Source organism: Trichocoleus sp. FACHB-591 (assembly GCF_014695845.1).
Taxonomy (GTDB): Bacteria; Cyanobacteriota; Cyanobacteriia; order FACHB-46; family FACHB-46; genus Trichocoleus.
Map to the genome: position 1 here is coordinate 138,798 of NZ_JACJPA010000110.1, position 19,996 is coordinate 158,793.

Sequence of the window (19,996 nt, forward strand, 5' to 3'; positions counted from 1 at the left end):
AGGGCATTTACTAATTAACCCGCGATCGCCCTTAACCCATTAAGTATTAGTGGTAGAGCTGGCAGCTTCGGCCTGAGGTTGCGTGCCACCCATGCGAATTTCTGAGCAGAAAGTGGCCATGCTGAAACCACCAAAGCGCTTTAGGATGCTGTTACGCAAGCGTAAGTTGGGACTGGCGAACCACAGGCGCTCTTCAGAGTACATAGATTCATACTCGGTAATCAGCGTTAGGGCTTCGTCGTCGCCCATTTTGTAACGACCTGCGACAGGAGCCTTTTCGGCATAGCCCATTTCGCGCAACAACTTGCCTTCCTTGGGGTTTTCTGGATCAGCGATTGGAACCAACACTGTGGAGCCAGTGTGTTTTTCTTCGTCCCATTCCATCGTGCCGTTCCAGGTGACGCGAGCACCACAGAGAGCCAGCGTGGGATCAATTTCATATTGTTCGCACAGCTTTACCACTTCGGGGTTATCGCTGGGCAACATCTCAATCACAATATCTGATTTGCCACTTTCTGATTGCTTAAAAGCCAAGTGGTGACTGGTGCGCTGGGAAAACCACTTGCCAGCACTCTGCTGGAAAAACTCCACAATATTCATGAATTAAACGATCCTATTGCCCACAATTTCTAATCGTCATCTTTACTAAGTTTAAGGTGCAAAACGAAGAAATTTTATCAACCACCACTTGATTGCTGTAGTGCTGTTGGTGTGCCTACCACTGTTGCCACGAGACCCCGCTTAGCTCAACGGTTCCCCATTTGAGGACCGAATCGTGATGTCACCCGTGGCCTGAAAAATTACTTGAAACCGCGCTAAGGTGGCTACCTCAGACCCATATTTTTCTTGATTTGCCTGACCTGCCTGACCTGCTGGCTCTATCTCAGCTAAAGCTGGGAGTGGGGTTTGCTCTGCGTAGTCAAATGCTGCTTGGTTTACAGGCTGATACATCGCGATCGCGCCTTCTGCCGTCACATCTACGAGGTAAATCAGATCTTGATCTCCAGCCATCTCAGCAATAGTCGTTTGATGCAACTGGGCTTGTAGCTGTTGAGCCAGCGATCGCAACAGGGCTAAATCGGTAACTTCTGCTGTGGCCTGGAACTCAGCATCACTAGACTGACGACGGGCAGAACTACCTTTTTGCCGGAGGCTACAGAGTGCGATCGCGGGCAGCAATCCTTGAAGAGTTAAGGCTGGAATTAGTGCCACGTAGGGCGGTCCTGGCAATCCTACTGCAATTCCTGTCGGGGTCTGCCCTAGCATGACCAAAAACAGCAAGCTAGAGAGCACAAACGTAACCGGAGGAACGAATAGCCAAAGCCAAGCAGACCTGGCATCACGTCGTAAGACAAAGCCTTGCGCTAACCCCAACCAAACATAGGCTAGGCGGCTCAGGACAAGCCCTAGCTTAGCTTGCCACCCGAATCCGACCGCTTGGGCGATGAGTCCACCCATGCCCGTCGCTACGATCCAGAGATGAGTCAGTCCATATTGACGTAAAATCACCCACTGAGCCAGCCCCAAGACAAAGCTGGATATGGCCCAATCTGTATACCGCCAAATTGCGGCAGCAAAATCGCTGAGTGTGTCTACCGCGATCGCCCCCGCAACGCCACGCTTAAAAGCCAGCTCTACCAAACCAACCAGGACAGTTGCTAGCGTCAACCCGCAGATAAAACTCAGTCGCTTAGCAGGTGGAATCAGAAAAGGCTGCGGCGCGGGCGGGGCTAGTGCTGGAGGGACTGATGAGCTAGGGTCAAATTGCATAAGTTTTGTAACGGTAAGCCAAGCAAAACAAGCATTGACACCATCCTGCCCGATCTTGTCACCATTGCCTGGTTAATTCCCGTCGCTTTCTCAAACTCACAGCGAGAAAGGGGGATCGGGGAATGATAAGCTAACAAATGCATTTAAGAAATGAATGGTGAATCTTCAATGGCCGGATCGACCCAAATTCCTTATCTGTTGCGGGCTGCTCGTGGAGAAGTTCTAGATCGGCCACCCGTGTGGATGATGCGACAAGCGGGTCGCTACATGAAGGTGTATCGAGACTTGCGCGACAAATATCCCTCTTTCCGGGAGCGCTCCGAGAATCCTGATCTGGCAATTGAAATCTCCTTACAACCTTTCCGGGCATTTCGGCCCGATGGCGTGATTCTGTTTTCTGATATTTTGACGCCGCTACCCGGTATTGGCATTCCGTTCGACATCGTGGAGAGCCGGGGACCAATTATCGATCCGCCAATTCGTAGCCTAGAGCAGATCAACAATCTGCATGAGATCGACCCAGAAGCGTCGATGCCCTTTATTCGCACGATTCTGCAAACCCTGCGCCAAGAAGTTGGCAATGAAGCAGCGGTACTCGGCTTTGTCGGCGCACCTTGGACCTTAGCCGCTTACTCGATCGAAGGGAAAAGCTCTAAAGATTACACCATCATCAAGGGTATGGCGTTCAGCGAGCCAGAAATGCTGCATAAATTCCTGGCTAAGATTGCAGATGCGATCGCTACCTATGCGTGCTACCAAATTGAATGTGGGGCGCAGGTAATCCAAATGTTTGATTCTTGGGCAGGTCAGCTTAGCCCCCAAGACTTTGATGCCTTTGCCGTCCCTTACCAAAAGCAGGTGTTTGCCAAGATCAAGGCAGTGCATCCTGATGTGCCTCTGATTCTCTACATCAATGGCAGTGCTGGAGTGCTGGAGCGGATGGCACAAACTGGCGCTGATTTCGTCAGTGTGGACTGGACAGTCGATCTAGCCGAAGCTCGTCAGCGTCTCGGCGCTAACATTGGTGTGCAAGGGAATATTGACCCCTGTGTGCTGTTTGGTTCTAAAGACTTCATCCGCGATCGCATTCTAGATACAGTGCGCAAAGCGGGCAATCGTCGCCACATTCTCAACCTTGGTCATGGGGTGCTGCAAGGCACTCCTGAAGAAAATGTGGCTCACTTCTTTGAAACTGCAAAGCAAGTTGACAAACTCTTGGCAGTTCATGCGTAGGTGGTAGACAGGTAATAATTTTGAGTGGTGTACTACTCAAAATTATTACCTGTCTAGAACTACCCATGCGTAATGGGAGCTGGGGTCTCGGCTCCACTCCTTAACTCTCTATTCATTCATACCTCCATGCTCCCCAAGCGAATTTTCATGACGGGTGCCAGTGGCTGCATTGGTCACTACATCGCGGAAGCTTTGATTCAGTCCACTGAGCATGAATTACATCTGCTGGTTAGAGACCCTGCAAAGCTGAAGTTTGACTACCAAGCTCGTCCTGGGATTCACATCATTAAGGCTAATATGCGGGATGTTGACCGCATGGAAGACTTATTGGCATCAATGGATGTAGCGATTTTGGTGGCTACTGCTTGGGGGAATGCTCAAGAAACCTATGATGTAAACGTTTTAAAGACGTTGCGGTTGATGAGCTTGCTCGATCCAGAGCGCTGCGAACAAGTAATTTACTTCTCAACTGCCAGTATTCTCGATCGCAAAAACCACTTGCTCAAAGAAGCAGGGCAACTGGGAACCGACTACATTAGCTCGAAGTACTCTTGTTTTCAGCAGATATCAAAGCTGGCGATCGCTCCTAAAGTTACTACTTTGTTCCCTACCTTGGTGTTTGGTGGGGATGAGCATAAGCCTTACTCAGCCGTAACATCTGGGATTCCAGAGGTTGTCAAGTGGATTGATTTAATTCGCTTCCTCAAAGCTGATGGTAGTTTCCACTTCGTTCACGGGCGTGATATTGCCCAAGTGGTGCAGCATCTAGTAGAGCATCCGCCAGAACTAGGCCAACCACGGCAGTTGGTGCTGGGAAATGCGCGGGTGACGGTGAACGAAGCGATAGATACAGTTTGTGATTATCTAGGAAAGAAAATTCAGTTCCAGATTCCGCTGTCACCTGTGCTGGCTGATGTGCTGATTGCAGTATTTCGGATTCAGATGGCAGCTTGGGACCGTTTCTGTTTGAAGTATCGGCATTTCACCTACGAGAATGTGGTGAATCCGGTGACGTTCAATTTGCCGACTTATTGCGCCACATTTCGAGATGTGTTGAAGGTTAGTGGGGTGCCTGGCCAGGGTGGGGTGAGGGCTGCTGAAGCTAAAGAACGGGCGATCGCTGAGTAGCTATTCTTTCAAACTTCGCTGAATCAACATCTTTGGGAAATCCGAACCCTTGGGGGCACTCGCCCCCAAACCCCCGCTAAGGGACGGCTGCGTCCCTCAGACTCCCTCCAGAAGAATCTGAGGGTAGGCGTTTCGATACTTTGGCTTTTCTCTTGCTACAGCTAATTTCTTGTCCTTTAGGGCTACCTGTCGCTCCTAGAATCACTCAAGACATACGTTTTTGAGTTGCGTCTGTTAAACTCCAGTACAAGTGATATAGGAAGTTCCTTGATCTTTGGTCGAAGGAATACACTTTTTATCGCGAGGATTGGCTTGTTTCGCGTCGAGTTGATTCAGTCAATCGTTGTTCATTGACTGAAAGCTTTTATCGTGAGAGTTTTCAGGATAGATAGACATATCAATATATCTGGGAACAGGCCGTCATTTAGATAAGAGGCTAACAATTAATGCGAGTTTTACTTCTCTACCCCCTTTTTCCTCGGTCGTTTTGGTCTTTTGATAAGGCTCTAGAACTGATTGGGCGCAAGGTTTCGCTGCCTCCGCTGGGAATGATTACGGTTGCTGCGATCCTGCCTCAAGAGTGGGAGTTTCGCCTGGTGGACCGTAATGTGCGGCTGGAGACGGAAGCTGACTGGGATTGGGCAGAGTTGGTGATTATCTCTGGCATGATTGTCCAAAAGCCAGATATGTTGAATTTGATCCAGCAGGCTAAGCAACGTGGCAAGTTAGTTGCAGTGGGTGGCCCTTATGTCACCTCTGTCCCAGATGCAGCTCAGGAAGCTGGAGCTGATTTCCTGGTATTGGATGAGGGTGAAATTACTCTTCCCATGCTGGTTGAGGCGATCGCTGAAGGCAAAACTTCGGGCGTCCTCCGGGCTGGGGAGGTAAAGCCAGATGTCACTACTTCTCCAATTCCGCGCTACGACTTGCTAGATTTCAAGGCTTATAACGAGATGTCGGTGCAATTCTCGCGCGGATGTCCATTCCAGTGCGAGTTTTGCGACATTATTGTGCTTTATGGGCGGAAGCCTCGCACCAAAACTCCAGCTCAGCTCATTGCTGAAGTGCAAACCCTTTATGACTTAGGCTGGCGGCGATCGATCTTTATGGTCGATGACAACTTTATTGGCAACAAGCGTAATGTCAAGCTGTTGCTGCGTGAACTTGGCCCCTGGATGGCAGCTCATAACTATCCCTTCCGCCTCGCTACCGAAGCCTCGATTGATCTGGCCCAAGATCAAGAACTGCTGGACTTGATGATTGCTGCCAACTTTGGTTCTGTGTTTATTGGTATTGAAACTCCTGATACCGATAGTTTGGCGCTGACTCACAAATTTCAAAACACCCGTACCTCGTTAGTGGAGTCGGTGCAAACGATTAATCGAGCGGGCCTGAATGTGATGGCTGGCTTTATCCTGGGCTTCGATGGCGAGAAACCAGGAGCGGGTCAACGCATCATCGATTTTGTCGAAGCTACCTCGATTCCCAAGGCGATGTTTGGTTTACTCCAGGCACTGCCCAACACGGCGCTCTGGAACCGACTAGAAAAAGAAGGTCGGATGTTAGAGGCAAACAAAGAAACGCAGGGCCACCAGATGGCGCTGACCAACTTTATTCCCACCCGTCCCGTAGAAGAATTGGCGCGTGAGTACCTGAGTTGTTTTTGGGAGCTATACGAACCCAGCCGTTACCTATCACGGGTTTATCGCAATTTCATTCAGCAAAAGCCATCGCCGCACAAGGTGCCATTTCGGATGTTGGAACTGGTGGAACTCCGGGCTGTTTTCACCATTTTCTGGCGGCAGGGCATTAAGCGAAGTACCCGTTGGCAGTTTTGGCGGCAGCTCTTTGCGATTCTGCGCCATAACCCCAGCGTCTTTGTGCCTTATATGAGCAATTGTGCTTTGAGTGAGCACTTCCTGGAGTATCGCCAAACCGTTCGCGACGAAATTGAAGCTCAACTAGCAGAGTACTTAGCCACTAAAGCGAAATCGCAGGCTCAAACTGCAAAGTCAGCCGTCACCGCTAATATCAATGCGATCGCCAGCTAAATCGCGAGCTAAACTGAATTCTCCACTTTCGCCCGGTTTGTGGAAGCTTCTCCGGGAAAAGTGAATAACCATCCAGCAGTTCGCCCAAGCTTTTTTGACCGGGCTCTTAACCTGTGAGGCTAAATTTAAATGCGAGTTTTACTCCTCTACCCCCTGTTTCCTAAAAGCTTTTGGTCATTTGAAAAAACTCTAGAACTGGTCGAGCGCAAAGTTTTACTACCACCTCTGGGCTTAGTCACCGTTGCGGCCCTTCTACCTCAGGAGTGGGAGTTCAAACTGGTCGATCGCAATGTCCGCGCTGTCACAGAAGACGAGTGGGCTTGGGCTGACTTGGTGATTCTCTCCGCCATGATTGTGCAGAAAGAGGATTTCTTGGCCCAAATTCAGGAAGCCAAGCGCCGAGGTAAACCCGTAGCAGTGGGTGGCCCTTACCCCACCGCATTACCAGAAGAAGCTCAAGCGGCTGACTACATGATTTTGGATGAGGGCGAGATCACTTTGCCGCTCTTTATTGAAGCGATCGCGCGTGGCGAAACCCAGGGAGTCTTTCGTTCCAATGGGGTGAAGCCAGACGTTACCACCACACCCATCCCCCGCTTCGAACTGCTCGACTTTAGCGCTTATGACAGCATGGCGGTGCAGTTCTCACGCGGTTGCCCGTTCCAGTGCGAATTCTGCGACATTATCGTTCTGTACGGACGCAAACCCCGCACTAAGGCTCCGCAACAACTCTTAGCCGAGCTGAACTACCTCTACGAACTCGGGTGGGATCGTAGCATCTTCATGGTGGACGACAACTTCATCGGCAACAAACGCAACGTGAAGTTGTTCCTCAAGGAATTGAAAACCTGGATGGAAGACCACCGCTATCCCTTCTCCTTCTTCACCGAAGCTTCGGTAGACTTGGCCCAAGACCCAGAAATGATGGAGTTGATGGTGGAGTGCAACTTCACCGCCGTCTTCTTAGGCATTGAAACCCCAGACGAAGACAGCCTAGCCCTCACCCAAAAGTTTCAAAACACCCGCGACTCTCTCAGCGAGGCCGTGGAATCCATCACCAAAGTGGGTTTGCGCGTCATGGCAGGCTTCATCATTGGCTTTGACAACGAAAAACCGGGTGCAGGCGATCGCATCGTCCAATTCGTCGAAAAAACCGCGATCCCCACCGCCCTCTTCAGCATGTTGCAAGTTCTTCCCGACACTGGCCTTTGGCACCGCCTGAAAAAAGAAGGACGCTTACGCGGCGAAGCAGGCAACATCAACCAAACCACCTTGATGAACTTTGTCCCCACCCGCCCCTTAGAAGAAATCGCCCGCGAATACATGCGCGCCTTTTCCGAGCTTTACGACCCTGAGAAATTTCTCGATCGCGTGTACCGCCACCACCTGATCATGGGATCGCCCAAATTCAAAGCCCCCGGTAAAATGCCAGCCTGGGTTGATGTTCGCGCCCTACTCACCGTCTGCTGGCGGCAAGGCGTAGTTCGCAGTACCCGCTTCCAGTTCTGGCGCAACCTTTGGAACATCTTCAAACACAACCCCAAAGTCTGGGATCGCTACCTGACCGTCTGTGCTCACAACGAGCACTTTAGCGAATATCGCCAAATCGTCTGTGACGAAATCGAAGCGCAACTCACCGAATACCTAACCGCCGAAGCAGAGGCGCAAAAAACTGTGCAGGCTGCTAGTACAGCGAATGTTGAAGCGATCGCTAGCTAAAAAAGCAGGATGCAGGCTCAGAATGAAAGAGGGGAAGCAGAAGCCAGAAGCGAAGAGCGAATAGTTTCTATAGCGCGATAGGATTGCCCAACAATCTCCCAGTTGGCATAATGCTGGAATTCCAGTCAGTACAACTGTCATGCAAGACGACCTCCTCAAGCGCGAACGTGAATTTCACGACCTGTGGGCTGCGGCCATTGACATCGAAGGAATTCAAGTTCGAGATTATTTTGAAGCCTGCACTGCTCCAGAGAATCGCTTTATCCTCAAGCACTTAGGAGATGTCAAAGGGAAATATCTACTCGACCTGGGTTGTGGGGCTGGGGAAAACAGCGTTTATTTTGCGACCAAAGGGGCACGTTGTGTTGCCGCCGATTACTCGCCAGGTATGGTAGATGTCGCGCTCAAGCTAGCAGCCAGCAACCATGTGGCAGTGGAGGGTCGCACCATTAATGCGATGGAAATTGAGTTTCCTGACAACACTTTTGACATTATCTACGCCTCTAATTTATTGCACCATATTCCCCAACCAAAAACAGTTATCCGGGAGATGTATCGAGTCCTGAAACCAGGCGGTAAAGCTTGTTTTTGGGACCCTCTGAAACACAATCCAGTGATTAATGTGTACCGTCGTATTGCGACTAAGGTGCGGACTGAGGACGAAACTCCCCTTGATATTAATATTGCCAACTTTGTTCAATCTGTATTTACAAAAACTGAATATGACACCTTTTGGTTAGCTACTCTTTGGATTTTTCTACGCTTTTATTTAGTAGAAAAAGTTGATCCGAACAAAGAGCGATATTGGAAAAAAATTATTTTGGAGCATGAACGCTTGAGACCAACTTATTTGAAGTTGGAAAAAGCAGATCAAAGCTTGAAAAAATTGCCCCTAATGAAGCGATTTGCTTGGAATATTGCAGTAGTAGCGACTAAATAACATGAATAGTTCTAAGCGACGGGCTTTATGGCAACGAGCTGGCATGTACAGCTTGCTAGGAGCGATCGCGCTGATAATGCTGTTGCCCTTGATGTGGCTGGTCAGTACCTCGCTCAAGTCTCCAACCGAGAACATTTTTCAGTTTCCACCGCAACTATGGCCGAGCCAACCCACTTGGCAAAACTTTGTTCGAGTGTGGCAAACTAATCCATTTGGTCGCTACCTATTCAACAGCACCCTGGTGGCCATACTGACAGTTACGCTGAATTTGCTGTTTTGTTCGTTGGCAGCTTATCCATTGGCGCGGCTAAATTTTCGGGGCCGAGATGCGATTTTCACCCTCGTTGTCTCAACAATCATGATTCCTTTTCAAATCGTGATGATTCCGCTGTACATCTTGACCGTACAGTTGGGGCTACGAAACACCTATCTAGGACTAATTTTTCCCGCGATCGCCTCGGCCTTTGGCATCTTCTTGTTACGGCAAGCGTTTCAGAGTGTGCCTAAAGAGCTGGAAGAAGCCGCCCGCATGGATGGCTGCTCAGAGCTGGGGTTGTGGTGGCATGTGATGCTACCCTCAATTCGCCCGGCGCTGGTGACGCTAGCAATTTTTGTATTTATCGGTTCCTGGAGCGATTTCCTCTGGCCTTTAATCGTGCTCGATCGCCCGGAATACTATACGTTGCCGCTAGGAGTTGCAACGCTAGCAGGAACGTTTTCCCTGGATTGGCGCTTGATTGCGGCGGGTTCTGTCATTTCGATCGCGCCGATTTTATTCTTCTTTTTGGTGATGCAGCACTATATTGTGCCGACTGAGGCGGGGAGTGGGATGAAGGGGTAGAATCAAACCCCTTAAGGGTACCTGCCGAGTACCTGCCCCGCACCCATGTAGGTTTCTAAGTGAAGTCTGTACTCAATGAATAGGATTCTCAATGTTCTAGCCTCTCACCTTCTTGGGGCTTAGAAGCTGGAACCTTAGTAAAGACGTGCTTGGTTGAAACCTAAATGGGTGAGGACACCTGACTCCCAAAGGCTCAGTTCTAGATCAACTTGGCAGCCCGCAGGCCAAAAAACAAACCAAGAGCCGCAGCATAGAACGAACCGAGCACTAACACGTAAGTAATTACACCAGACATTGACAATTCTCCACAAAGCCCAACAAAACTATTGAATCATTTAAAACTATTGAATCATTTAGTGGAGTAGTATTCCACCACATTGGTTTTACGGGCTAGGCAGGCTGCGCCAGCCCCACCATCCGATGTGGTGAAGTAGTAGAATACAGCCCACGGGCATTTGTTAATCGCGGCAGCACGAAACCAATGAAGTCTGTAATTCCTGTCGAATTACCACAACAGTCTTATGATATTGCGATCGCATCCGGTGGTTTGGAGCAGCTAGGAAACTGGCTCATCGGACATGGCTCACAGCCACTCAAACTCGGCAAAAAAATTCTCCTTGTTTCCAGTCCCCCGATTTTTAAGCATTACGGAACTCAAGCGATCGCCTCTCTAGAGCAAGCAGGCTTTACCGTCGCTCAGTGCATTCTGCCCGCCGGAGAACGCTACAAAACTCCTGCCTCCCTACAAAAAATCTACGATGTAGCTCTAGAAAACCGTCTAGAACGCTCCTCCACGATTCTGGCATTAGGCGGTGGCGTCATTGGCGATATGGCAGGCTTTGCCGCTGCCACATGGCTGCGGGGCATCAACTTTGTGCAAGTCCCCACGACCCTGCTCGCAATGGTCGATGCCTCCATTGGTGGCAAAACAGGGGTTAACCATCCTCAAGGCAAAAACTTGATCGGGGCATTTCATCAACCCAAGCTAGTCTTGATCGATCCTCAAACTCTAAAAACCTTGCCAGCCAGAGAATTTCGGGCAGGCATGGCCGAGGTGATCAAATACGGCATCATTTGGGATGCGGAACTGTTTGAGAAACTAGAGCAAAGCCAGCGGCTCGACCAACTGCGCTATGTTAGCGACGACCTGCTTCAAGAAATCCTAACCCGTTCCTGCCAAGCGAAGGCTCACGTCGTCAGCAAAGATGAAAAAGAATCAGGGCTAAGAGCCATCCTCAACTACGGGCACACGATTGGTCATGCTGTCGAGAGTGAGACCGAATACAAAGTAGTTAATCATGGCGAAGCAGTGGCGATCGGTATGGTAGCAGCGGGGCAAATCGCGGTAGCTTTAGGCATGTGGGAGCAAGATTCCAGCGATCGCCAACTTGCCCTGCTTGAGAAAACTGGCCTCCCCACCAAACTGCCGGGAGGATTGGATATTGAGGCGATCGCGGCTAGCTTGCTAACCGATAAAAAAGTCAAAGACGGTCGGGTGCGATTCATTCTACCCACCCAAATCGGCACCGTCACCATCACCGATGAAGTTCCAGCGGATACAATTCGGCAAGTGCTTCACGCTATGCAGTAGGGCTAACCTGAGACCTAACCTCCTAACCCCTTTCCCTTCGAGGGAAGATGAATTTAGAGGATTGAAAGCCCCTCTCCGCGTTGGGGAGGGGTCAGCAAGAATATTGACCACGCACTAATCTCAACATTTCATTCTTGAAGCAGAACGATGAGTTACTTCCGTCCTAGCGTTGATGCGATGACTGGCTACCAACCCGGTGAACAGCCAGCCCCAGGCGTCAAAGTCATTAAGCTCAACACCAACGAAAACCCCTACCCTCCCTCGGAGGCGGCCCTGCAAGTCCTGCGTGGCTTCGATGGCGAACTGTTGCGGCGTTACCCTCATCCGATGGCCGATTCGTTCCGTCACGCTGCGAGCCAAGTGTTAGGCGTCCCCCACGATTGGATTTTGGTGGGTAATGGCAGCGACGACATTCTAAATTTGCTGGTGCGGGCTTGTACAGAAGGCGATCGCAAAATCGTCTACCCTACCCCCACCTATGTCCTCTATGAAACGTTAGCGGAAATCCAAGACACGAAAGTAGTTGAGGTTCCCTACGATGAGGACTACAACCTCCCCGTCGAGCAACTGATTGCCGCGAATGGAGCGATTACCTTCATTGCTTCTCCCAACAGTCCTTCTGGAACGCTAGTTCCTTTAGATGTGCTCAGTAAGTTAGCCAGCCATTTGTCTGGAGTGCTGGCGATCGATGAAGCTTACGTCGATTTTGCCGATTACAGCGCTTTGGAACTGGTGAAAGAGCACAACAACGTGATTGTCCTCCGCACCTTCTCTAAGGGCTATTCTTTGGCAGGCTTGCGCCTCGGCTTTGGAGTCGCCAATCCAGAATTATTGTCGGGGCTAATTAAAGTCAAAGATAGTTACAACGTGGATGCGGTGGCTTGTGCAGTGGGAGCAGCAGCGATCGCGGACCAAGCGCACAAAAACGCCAGTGCCGAGCGGGTGAAAGCTTCTCGTGCCAAGTTAACCGCTGACCTCACCCAGCTAGGCTTTAACGTTGGTCCTTCACAAGCCAATTTTGTTTTGGCTCAGGCTCCCAATAACAAGGCTGGCTCTCTCTATCAAGCCCTGAAGGAACGGGGCATTTTGGTGCGCTACTTTAAGCAACCCCGCCTCGACGACAAACTGCGAATTACCGTCGGCACCGAAGAACAAAACCAAGCCCTCATTTCTGCATTGACAGAGTTATTGGCTTAGGAACCTAACCCCCTGCCCCTTCCCTACCAGGGAAGAGGAGCCAAATTCAAAGTCCCTCGCCTCTTAGGAGAGGGGTTTGGGGAGAGGTCTGCTTTTATTCGGCGATACTCACAAAAATGCTCGCGAGAGAGTCAACAATTGCTCGGCCAAAGATTCAATCAATTCTCGGTATGCCAAGCGCGATCGCCACTCCGTCGGAATTCCTGAGTCACCATAGAATGCACCTGCAAGCTGGCCATAAACAGCTCCAGTAGTATCGGCATCGTCACCTAAATTCACTGCCAGCAAACAACCTTCCCGGAATGAGTTGCTATTGTGGAATGCCCACAACGCCGCTTCTAGAGATTTCACCACATAGCCAGAGCCTTGAATTTCGGGTGGGTGTCGCTGCTTGAAGGAACCTCTGGCAATCTCAGCGATTTCAGGAACGAGCGAATTAGCCTCCCAGGAACCTGAAATCGGGCTGTAGTGGTCTGCAAGCAATTCTTCTTTGCTGGCTCCTTGAACCGCACCTACGATCAGTGCGCCTAAATAACGGCAGGCATCAATCGTCGTGGGGGCGGCGTGAGTGGTGCGAGAACTTTCAGCGGATTTGGCGATCGCCTCCTCTGGCTGCGCGGCATAAAACAATGGCACCGGAGCTAACCGCATAATTGAGCCATTGCCCGCAGATCGGGGATTGGTGGAACCGCAGTATGAATTTCCTGTGGCGACAAATTCTTCTAGGGCGGCGCGAGTGGCGTTGCCAATGTCGAAACAGCGTCCGGTGCTGCTGAGATAGCCTTCGCGATACCAACGGTTATATTTTTCTAGTTGATGTTTGGGATCAAAGCCTTGGCACTCGATCAGGCTTTCAGCTAAGCAAAGCGCCATTGAGGTGTCATCAGTCCATTGTCCGGGCTGGAGGTTGAAAGGACCACCGCCGACCAGATCAGTGATAGGAGTAAATGAACCTGGCGATTCAAATTCTAGTGTGGTGCCAACTGCATCCCCTGTGGCTAGTCCTAACAAGGCTCCTCGATAGCGCTCAATGAGTTTCACTATTCCTCCACTCGATAACCCAATTCTGCGAGGCGAGTGCGTGATTGCCGCCACTTCGGTTGGACTTTCACAAACAACTCTAGGTACACTTTGCCGGCGATCAACTTCTGCATTTGCTCACGGGCGGCACTGCCGATCGCCTTCAGCATACTGCCGCCTTTACCGATAATGATGCCTTTTTGTGATTGGCGTTCGACATGGATGGTTGCCAGCAAGCGGGTGATCGTTGGTTCTTCTTCAACTCGATCAATGGAGATCGCCACTGAGTGCGGCACTTCTTCACGAGTGAGGAGCAAAATTTGCTCGCGGATCAGCTCGCCCATAATGAATCGCTCTGGCTGATCGGTGACCAGATCTGGCGGGTAGTAGTAAGGGCCAGGTTCCAAGCGATCGCCCAACAAAGTTTGCAGCGGTTCTAACCCTTCCCCGGTCAGGGCTGAAAATTTCGCGATCGGCCAACCGTAAGGTTCTGCTAAGGCCCGATAGCTAGCGTCTAGTGCTTCTGTCGCGGCGGGTTGTTGATCACTTTTGTTCAGGCCCAAAATCACTGGAGTTTCGGTTTTGCTCATTAGCTCGGCAATGTAGCGATCGCCTCCGCCCGCATCGACTGAACTATCGACCACAAACAGCACTACATCGACTGAGTGAATGGCAATTTGAGCATTTTTGACCAACACTTCGCCGAGTTGATGGTGGGGTTTGTGAATGCCAGGAGTATCCACAAAAATAAACTGTGTATCTGGTGTGGTCAGAATGCCCAAGAGCCGATTGCGCGTGGTTTGAGCCACAGGCGACGTAATGGCAATCTTTTGCCCCACCAAATAATTCATTAAGGTTGATTTGCCGACATTGGGACGGCCAATGATGCCCACAAAGCCTGATTTAAAGCCTTCTGGTGCAACTGGAATGCTCCACTGATCCGATAGGTCTGACATAGGTATGATTTTTGCCTGCGCCTGTTCACCGTTTGCTGATTTGCCAAGAAGCGCAATATTGTCATAGTAACGTTGCCAGCGCTAGTCCTATTCGCCTGAATGCGACCGAGCGATCGCTATATCCCAAGCAACCATGCAGCTTGTACATCAGTGGGTGAAGTAGATGTAAGCAAACCTAAAGCCAACCTGGAATTCTTTAGAAACGCCACCGCTTAGCAGTACTGTACAGCCTGACCTTATTTGTCGTTGAGGCGACGGCGGGCGATATGGGACAAAAGCGGATTGGGATTCTGACCAGTGGAGGCGATTGTGCTGGACTCAACGCTGCCATCCGAGCGGTGGTGTGTCGAGCGGTGGGTACCTACGACTGGGAAGTACTAGGGATTCGGCAAGCGACCCAAGGACTCATGCACAGCCCACCCCAGGCAATTCGCTTAGAACTGGAAAATGTTGACTCTCTGCGGGTTGCGGGTGGCACCATGCTCGGCACGACTAACCAAGGTGATCCCTTTGCTTTTCCTATGTCCGACGGCACCCGTTGCGATCGCTCAGAAGACATTATTGCTGGCTACCATCAATTGGGTCTGGATGCGATCATCGGCATCGGAGGTGATGGCAGCATGGCAATTCTGCGGCGCATTGCCGAACAAGGCAAACTGAATTTAGTGGCGATCCCCAAAACGATTGACAACGATGTCGGGGTGACGGAGCACTCGATTGGTTTTGACACCGCCGTCAATACCGCAACCGAAGCCCTCGATCGCCTGCACTTTACCGCCGCTAGTCATAGCCGCGTCATGATTCTGGAAGTGATGGGGCGAGATGCAGGCCATATCGCCATTACCGCCGGGATTGCTGGGGGTGCTGATGTGATCCTAATCCCCGAAATTTCCTACACCATCGCTAATATCTGCCACAAAATCAAAGAACGCCAAGAACAAGGGAAAAACTATTTGCTGGTGATCGTGTCGGAAGCGGTGCGGACGGAGGCAGGAGACCCAGTGGTGATCACCAATCGCTTGGGTCAATGTCGCTATGGAGGAATCGGCGACTACTTAGCCGATCGCATTTGTGCCTGTAGTGGCGCTGAAACTCGCGTGACAGTGCTGGGTCATGTGCAACGGGGCGGAACGCCTTCGCCGCTCGATCGCCTGGTCGCGTCGGCCTTTGGCGTGGCTGCGGTCGATCTAATTGCTGAGGAGAAATATGACCACATGGTCACTTGGCAAAATCGTCAGGTCGTCAGTGTCCCCATTCCTGAGGCGATCGCCCAATACCAAGCCGTTGATCCTAGTGGCACCTTAGTCAAAACCGCTCGTGGCTTAGGTATTTACTTAGGCGATTAAAAAAAGCCCTTTTTCCAAGGTGGAGAAGGGCTTTAATCTCTCCCCTTCTCTATAGGGAAGGGGTTGGAGGTTAGGTAATCGTTAGCGTTTCGCCTTGAACGAATCTAACCACTCTCTGGTTTGTTGAGCTGCAATGTCTCGACCACCCAGACCAAAGGCCAGTGCGATCGCCACGGCAACGGCTCCTAGCAACAGACCAAACGCCAAGTTGACAATATTCGGCGCAATACCCATTTGTTGCAGGGCCATGGCGGAAATAAAAGCAATAATGGCAATCCGAGCGGTTTGCGCCAAAACTCTTGCTTGAGCGTTGCCAGAGCTTGCGATCAAGTTGAAGGCCAAGTTCGCCAAGTAAAGACCAATGGCGAACACCACCAAACCAGACAAGATGCGGCCAAAGACCACTAGCAACCCAGTCACAATCAGGGTGAGACCTGCAAAGTTGAGGACATTTGTCGCTGCCACCGTGGCAAACAACAATATGCCAACCAACGTCACAATCCCAATCACTTCCGAAGGAGTGCGAGTTCTAGGAGTAGTGGGGCTAACTTGACCCAACTCTTGAATCACAGGGGATTCATCTGTCGGACGAACTGGAGGTGCTGAGTAGGGAGTTGGTTGTAGCCCTAGCCAGTAGAAGATGTTGTTGAAACCCAGGCTGGTCAGAATATTAGTGACCAGATCAGCTACAAACTTCCCAATCACATAAGCGATCGCCAGAATCAAGGCTGCCGTGAAGATCTGGGGGATAGCATTGAGGATCTGAGTCAGCATCGAAATGGCTGGCTGAGAAATCGCATCAATCCGCAGCGCATTCAGAGCCGCGATCGCCGTTGGGATCAAGATTAAAACATAGACAATCGTGCCAATAATCCAAGACAGCGATTGGCCACCAGTCCCAGTCGTGCCTCTCAACCCAAACCGCGTCCCAATGCGATCGGTTCCTGCCGCTGCCAGCAGATTCGTCACGATCCGGCGAACCACCTGAGCAATCAGCCAACCCGCTGCTCCAATCAAAACTGCGGCCAAGATATTGGGCAGGATCGCCAAAATCTCATTCAACAGTTGTTGTACAGGTTGCAACGTCCCCTGCAACTCCAGCGTGTTTAAGATCGCTGGGAGAAACAGCAGAAAGATAAACCAGTACAACGCATTGCCAATCGTTTCGCTCAACGAAAATGGCGGATCAGACGGCGGCGGTGCAATCGGTCGAGTGGCACCAGGTGCATCCGGGGCATCCGAGCTAGCGGGTGGTTCATTGATCTGTTCACCCAACCGTTGATCTAAGCCAAATGCATGGAGTCCCTGCGTCACAATCAGCTTGACCACCGTTGCCAGCGCCCAAGCGATCGCCAGCAAAATCCCAGCCCCTGCCAGCTTAGGCAGGAAGCGCAAAATTTGGTCGAGGAAGGTGTTTAAAGGTTGAGAAACAGCGGTTAGGTTGAGCGCCTGTAAAAAGGCCACAACCGTAAACACGACGATTAGCCAAAAAACAGCGTCTCCTACCCATTTTTCTACGTTGGGTGGTCGCGCTCCTGGTTGGTGGCGGATGACACGCGCGGCTAGTTTATTGTCTATGTCGGTGCGGTTCAACAAGCCCCGAACCACTGCTGCGACCAGCGCCGCAATGAGCAGCCCCACCACTAAAATCAGCAGGGCTTTGATTAAAGCTGGAATTGAAGTGCCCAAACTCAGGCCAATTCCCTGGAGGAAACTGTCTGCACCCGTGGGGTAAACCCCTGGGTCCGCTTGTGGTGCTGTAGTTGTCGCTGGGGGAGAAGTCGCTGGAGCCTGTGCCAATAGGAGGTTAAGTTGCGGTATTGGTACAGATGTGTTGACGATTTGTGTAAATTCTTGCCAAGTTCTAATCATAATTCCTGAGCTAGCTTTAGCCCCTCAGTCCAGTAAGAACACGACTTTTGCACGATAGATTCATTTGTGAGAATTAGCTTACGTAGCACCCCACGTTTCTACTGTCATCCAGCTAGCAAAGTACAAGCTGAGCGACGTAGAACTAAACATTGATAAAGTAAGCTCCAATTCTGGCTTTTTCATCTATCTATATGGAGAATTAAGACGTAAAAAGCTAGGATTCGTTGATTTTTAACGATTATTCAAGACTTAACCCAAAAACCTTAGGCAAAGGTGAGTTTGATAGGCAATCTTTACGCTGACAACAACCAACCGTGAACTAATTTAGTGAACTAGTTCGATGAAACGGTTGTGCGTGCTGAAGCAGGTGGGTTCTCGCTAGAGTAGACGAGTCAACAGTTGCTGGAGCCAATCGGTGGCTTGCTTCTTCTGAATGTTTAAGTCGTTTAGTAATAGCGGTAGGATGCGTTCTATTCCCACCCTGAAAAAGACCAATCAGCGCCGAATGCCATTTCAGCAAAGTTTCGAGCAGTCTGTTCAAATCAACGCCAGTGCCACCGCTGTAGAGCGATGCATTACAGATCTCAGCTTGATGCACCGTTGGCTCAATCCTGCTCTGCGCTGCGAACCCGTAGGCGAGTGGAGTACGGACGTTGGTAGCCGTAGCCGTTTTGTGATTCAGATTCCTTTCCTACAGCCTAGTTTGAGTAGCGTAGTTGCTGCTCGCGAACCTGGTTTAGTAGTTTGGGAGTTCGACGGTTTTTTTCATGGCCGCGATCGCTGGGAGTGTAATCCGAATGATCGGGGTACCTACTTGCTCAATCGTTTTGAGTTCGAAATCCCTAACGCCTTGATACGATTTGGCTTCAGCACCTTTGCCGCCACTTGGACTCAAGAAGACATGCAGGCGCAACTCCGACGCCTAAAACGGGTCGCAGAAGAGCTGCACCAAAAATTGCATACTTAGGCCTTAGGCGAGATCCAATGGAGCTAGACTGTACCTGACTAAACGATTAACTCAGTAATCTATTAAAGCGAGTACACCTGGCCATCAATCAGCAGGCGAGTAATGCCCTTCGCTTGCAAATAGACGCTAACTTTCGGTAGCACTCTGCCATCAGGAACTTTGATAACTCGCTGATTGCGCTTAGAGAAGCGACGAGCAATTCGGTGATTGTCAAAGATGGGCAAGGTTTTCGCTTGAACATCTTCGCTAGGAATCTGTCCTAAGTCTCCAAACTCCCGGAGGGGTCGAGTAATCAATTCCGCCATTCGATCTACAACTAAGTAGAAAGTTTTGGGAATCGAGGCATCCGCTAACGGCAAAACTCGTACAAACGCTTGAGTTTGAAGCTGACCTCCCATGAAGGCATCAGCATCATCTAAATCATCGTCATCGTCATCGTCGTCATCCTCGTCATCCAGATCATCGAGGTCATCGTCATCGAGGTCGTCATCAAGATCATCGTCGTCTAAGTCAACCAACTCAGCAGCCTGCGCTTGTAGATCCGCCGACAAGCTTGCTTCTGTAAACCCTAGACTCGGCTCAGCTTCCACTGGCGCTACCGCGACTTTTATGGGTGGCGCTTTCGTTGGTTTTTTCTCAACTTCCGGCGCAACCGAAGGAACTTCTAAAAGCTGTAGCTGCGCCTCTACTACTTCCGGTGGTTCAGAAGCAGGCTCAGACTCGTTTGTTGATATTTCATCAACAGCACCAGAACGCTTACGCTGTCGTCGCGTAATCGGTGGTGCGATCGCTGGCTTTGGCGTTGAAGTGGCAACTGCTTCTACCGTTTTTACAGGCGCTACTTCTGGAGCTACTTCTACGGCTACTTCTACAGCTTCTACCGAGATTTTAGGCTGAGCGATCGCGGTTTCACTCACCTCTATAAACTCTTCTACAGCTACTTCTACTTCTGTGGTTACTTCTACGGCTTCTACTGGGATGTCTGGTTGAGCGATTGCAGCTTCACTCACCTCTATAGGCTCTTGAACAGGCTCCTGAAGAGGCTCTTCTACAGGCGCTGTTTCAAATTCCTCAAAGGCTAGTTCCGCAGCAAATTCTGCAAAGCCTGCTTGAGGACGAGCTGCTCGCTTTTGTTGCACGAGTGCTTCATATTCATGTTCAGGCAACAGACTCTTTAAAACACGGCTAATTGTCGTGTTGCTGACTCCATAGCGCTCTGCCAGGGTCGAAGTTGTCTCTCCTGGATGCCGATACAGATGCAAGATGTTTTGTTTATCCGACTCAGACAGTTTTCTTGGAGTCATGCCACCGCTTCAGAAAGAAAAATCACTGGCTAAATTGTTTAGCCATCAACATTAAAAGAGG

The 19,996-nt window shown here is 50.5% G+C and carries 18 protein-coding genes; 11 read left to right on the forward strand and 7 right to left on the reverse strand.

Annotated elements, in window-relative coordinates; genetic code table 11:
- Positions 1-39 precede the first annotated feature (39 nt).
- Positions 40-600 (reverse strand): phycobiliprotein lyase, encoded by a 561-nt coding sequence (locus H6F90_RS24030; protein WP_190433917.1) that lies wholly within the window; start codon positions 598-600, stop codon positions 40-42.
- A gap of 141 nt (positions 601-741) precedes the next feature.
- Entirely contained in the window at positions 742-1,770 is a 1,029-nt protein-coding gene (locus H6F90_RS24035; RefSeq protein WP_190554614.1) for a hypothetical protein, read from the reverse strand.
- A 168-nt stretch (positions 1,771-1,938) separates the two neighbouring features.
- Here H6F90_RS24035 and hemE point away from each other — a divergent pair, with 168 nt between their 5' ends.
- The 6 genes from hemE (at position 1,939) to H6F90_RS24065 (ending at position 9,682) form a co-directional block, all read left to right on the forward strand.
- Positions 1,939-3,003, forward strand: a complete 1,065-nt coding sequence (gene hemE / locus H6F90_RS24040) for a uroporphyrinogen decarboxylase (protein ID WP_190554615.1) — start codon at positions 1,939-1,941, stop codon at positions 3,001-3,003.
- 126 nt (positions 3,004-3,129) lie between these two features.
- Complete coding sequence (locus H6F90_RS24045) at positions 3,130-4,131, forward strand: NAD(P)-dependent oxidoreductase (protein ID WP_190554616.1); 1,002 nt, start codon at positions 3,130-3,132, stop codon at positions 4,129-4,131.
- A gap of 446 nt (positions 4,132-4,577) precedes the next feature.
- Complete coding sequence (locus tag H6F90_RS24050; protein WP_190554617.1) at positions 4,578-6,182, forward strand: B12-binding domain-containing radical SAM protein; 1,605 nt, start codon at positions 4,578-4,580, stop codon at positions 6,180-6,182.
- A gap of 129 nt (positions 6,183-6,311) precedes the next feature.
- Positions 6,312-7,901: a B12-binding domain-containing radical SAM protein gene (locus H6F90_RS24055; protein WP_190554618.1), complete on the forward strand. Its 1,590-nt coding sequence runs from the start codon at positions 6,312-6,314 to the stop codon at positions 7,899-7,901.
- A 139-nt stretch (positions 7,902-8,040) separates the two neighbouring features.
- Positions 8,041-8,841, forward strand: a complete 801-nt coding sequence (locus tag H6F90_RS24060; protein ID WP_190433906.1) for a class I SAM-dependent methyltransferase — start codon at positions 8,041-8,043, stop codon at positions 8,839-8,841.
- A gap of 1 nt (position 8,842) precedes the next feature.
- A complete protein-coding gene (locus H6F90_RS24065) occupies positions 8,843-9,682 on the forward strand; it encodes a carbohydrate ABC transporter permease (protein WP_190554619.1) in 840 nt (279 codons plus the stop codon).
- A gap of 199 nt (positions 9,683-9,881) precedes the next feature.
- On the opposite strand, the gene H6F90_RS24070 is transcribed toward H6F90_RS24065, so the two are convergent.
- The gene (locus H6F90_RS24070; RefSeq protein ID WP_190433902.1) at positions 9,882-9,977 is read right to left on the reverse strand and encodes a cytochrome b6-f complex subunit PetL; all 96 of its coding nucleotides are present in this window, start codon (positions 9,975-9,977) and stop codon (positions 9,882-9,884) included.
- Between the two features lie 186 nt (positions 9,978-10,163).
- On the opposite strand from H6F90_RS24070, the gene aroB reads away from it, so the two are divergent.
- On the forward strand, positions 10,164-11,273 hold the full coding sequence (gene aroB, locus H6F90_RS24075) for a 3-dehydroquinate synthase (protein ID WP_190554620.1): 1,110 nt from the start codon (positions 10,164-10,166) through the stop codon (positions 11,271-11,273).
- A 147-nt stretch (positions 11,274-11,420) separates the two neighbouring features.
- Positions 11,421-12,470, forward strand: a complete 1,050-nt coding sequence (gene hisC / locus H6F90_RS24080) for a histidinol-phosphate transaminase (RefSeq protein WP_190554621.1) — start codon at positions 11,421-11,423, stop codon at positions 12,468-12,470.
- 108 nt (positions 12,471-12,578) lie between these two features.
- Here the strand turns inward: hisC and H6F90_RS24085 are convergent, their stop codons facing one another.
- Both H6F90_RS24085 and era read right to left on the reverse strand, forming a co-directional pair.
- Positions 12,579-13,511, reverse strand: coding sequence for an ADP-ribosylglycohydrolase family protein (locus H6F90_RS24085; RefSeq protein WP_190554622.1), 933 nt, complete (start codon positions 13,509-13,511; stop codon positions 12,579-12,581).
- Complete coding sequence (gene era, locus H6F90_RS24090; protein WP_190554623.1) at positions 13,511-14,446, reverse strand: GTPase Era; 936 nt, start codon at positions 14,444-14,446, stop codon at positions 13,511-13,513. The genes H6F90_RS24085 and era overlap by 1 nt, the downstream gene beginning before the upstream one ends.
- Before the next feature lie 11 nt (positions 14,447-14,457).
- Between era and H6F90_RS24095 the strand changes: the two genes are divergently transcribed.
- Together H6F90_RS24095 and H6F90_RS24100 are read left to right on the forward strand one after the other, a co-directional pair.
- Positions 14,458-14,604, forward strand: coding sequence for a hypothetical protein (locus tag H6F90_RS24095; RefSeq protein WP_190554624.1), 147 nt, complete (start codon positions 14,458-14,460; stop codon positions 14,602-14,604).
- Between the two features lie 108 nt (positions 14,605-14,712).
- Positions 14,713-15,792 (forward strand): ATP-dependent 6-phosphofructokinase, encoded by a 1,080-nt coding sequence (locus H6F90_RS24100; protein ID WP_190554625.1) that lies wholly within the window; start codon positions 14,713-14,715, stop codon positions 15,790-15,792.
- Positions 15,793-15,873: 81 nt separating this feature from the next.
- On the opposite strand, the gene H6F90_RS24105 is transcribed toward H6F90_RS24100, so the two are convergent.
- On the reverse strand, positions 15,874-17,664 hold the full coding sequence (locus tag H6F90_RS24105; RefSeq protein ID WP_190554626.1) for a mechanosensitive ion channel: 1,791 nt from the start codon (positions 17,662-17,664) through the stop codon (positions 15,874-15,876).
- Between the two features lie 505 nt (positions 17,665-18,169).
- Here H6F90_RS24105 and H6F90_RS24110 point away from each other — a divergent pair.
- The gene (locus H6F90_RS24110; RefSeq protein ID WP_190554627.1) at positions 18,170-18,631 is read left to right on the forward strand and encodes an SRPBCC family protein; all 462 of its coding nucleotides are present in this window, start codon (positions 18,170-18,172) and stop codon (positions 18,629-18,631) included.
- A 62-nt stretch (positions 18,632-18,693) separates the two neighbouring features.
- Here the strand turns inward: H6F90_RS24110 and H6F90_RS24115 are convergent, their stop codons facing one another.
- Positions 18,694-19,935, reverse strand: coding sequence for a transposase (locus H6F90_RS24115; protein ID WP_190554628.1), 1,242 nt, complete (start codon positions 19,933-19,935; stop codon positions 18,694-18,696).
- Positions 19,936-19,996 lie beyond the last annotated feature (61 nt).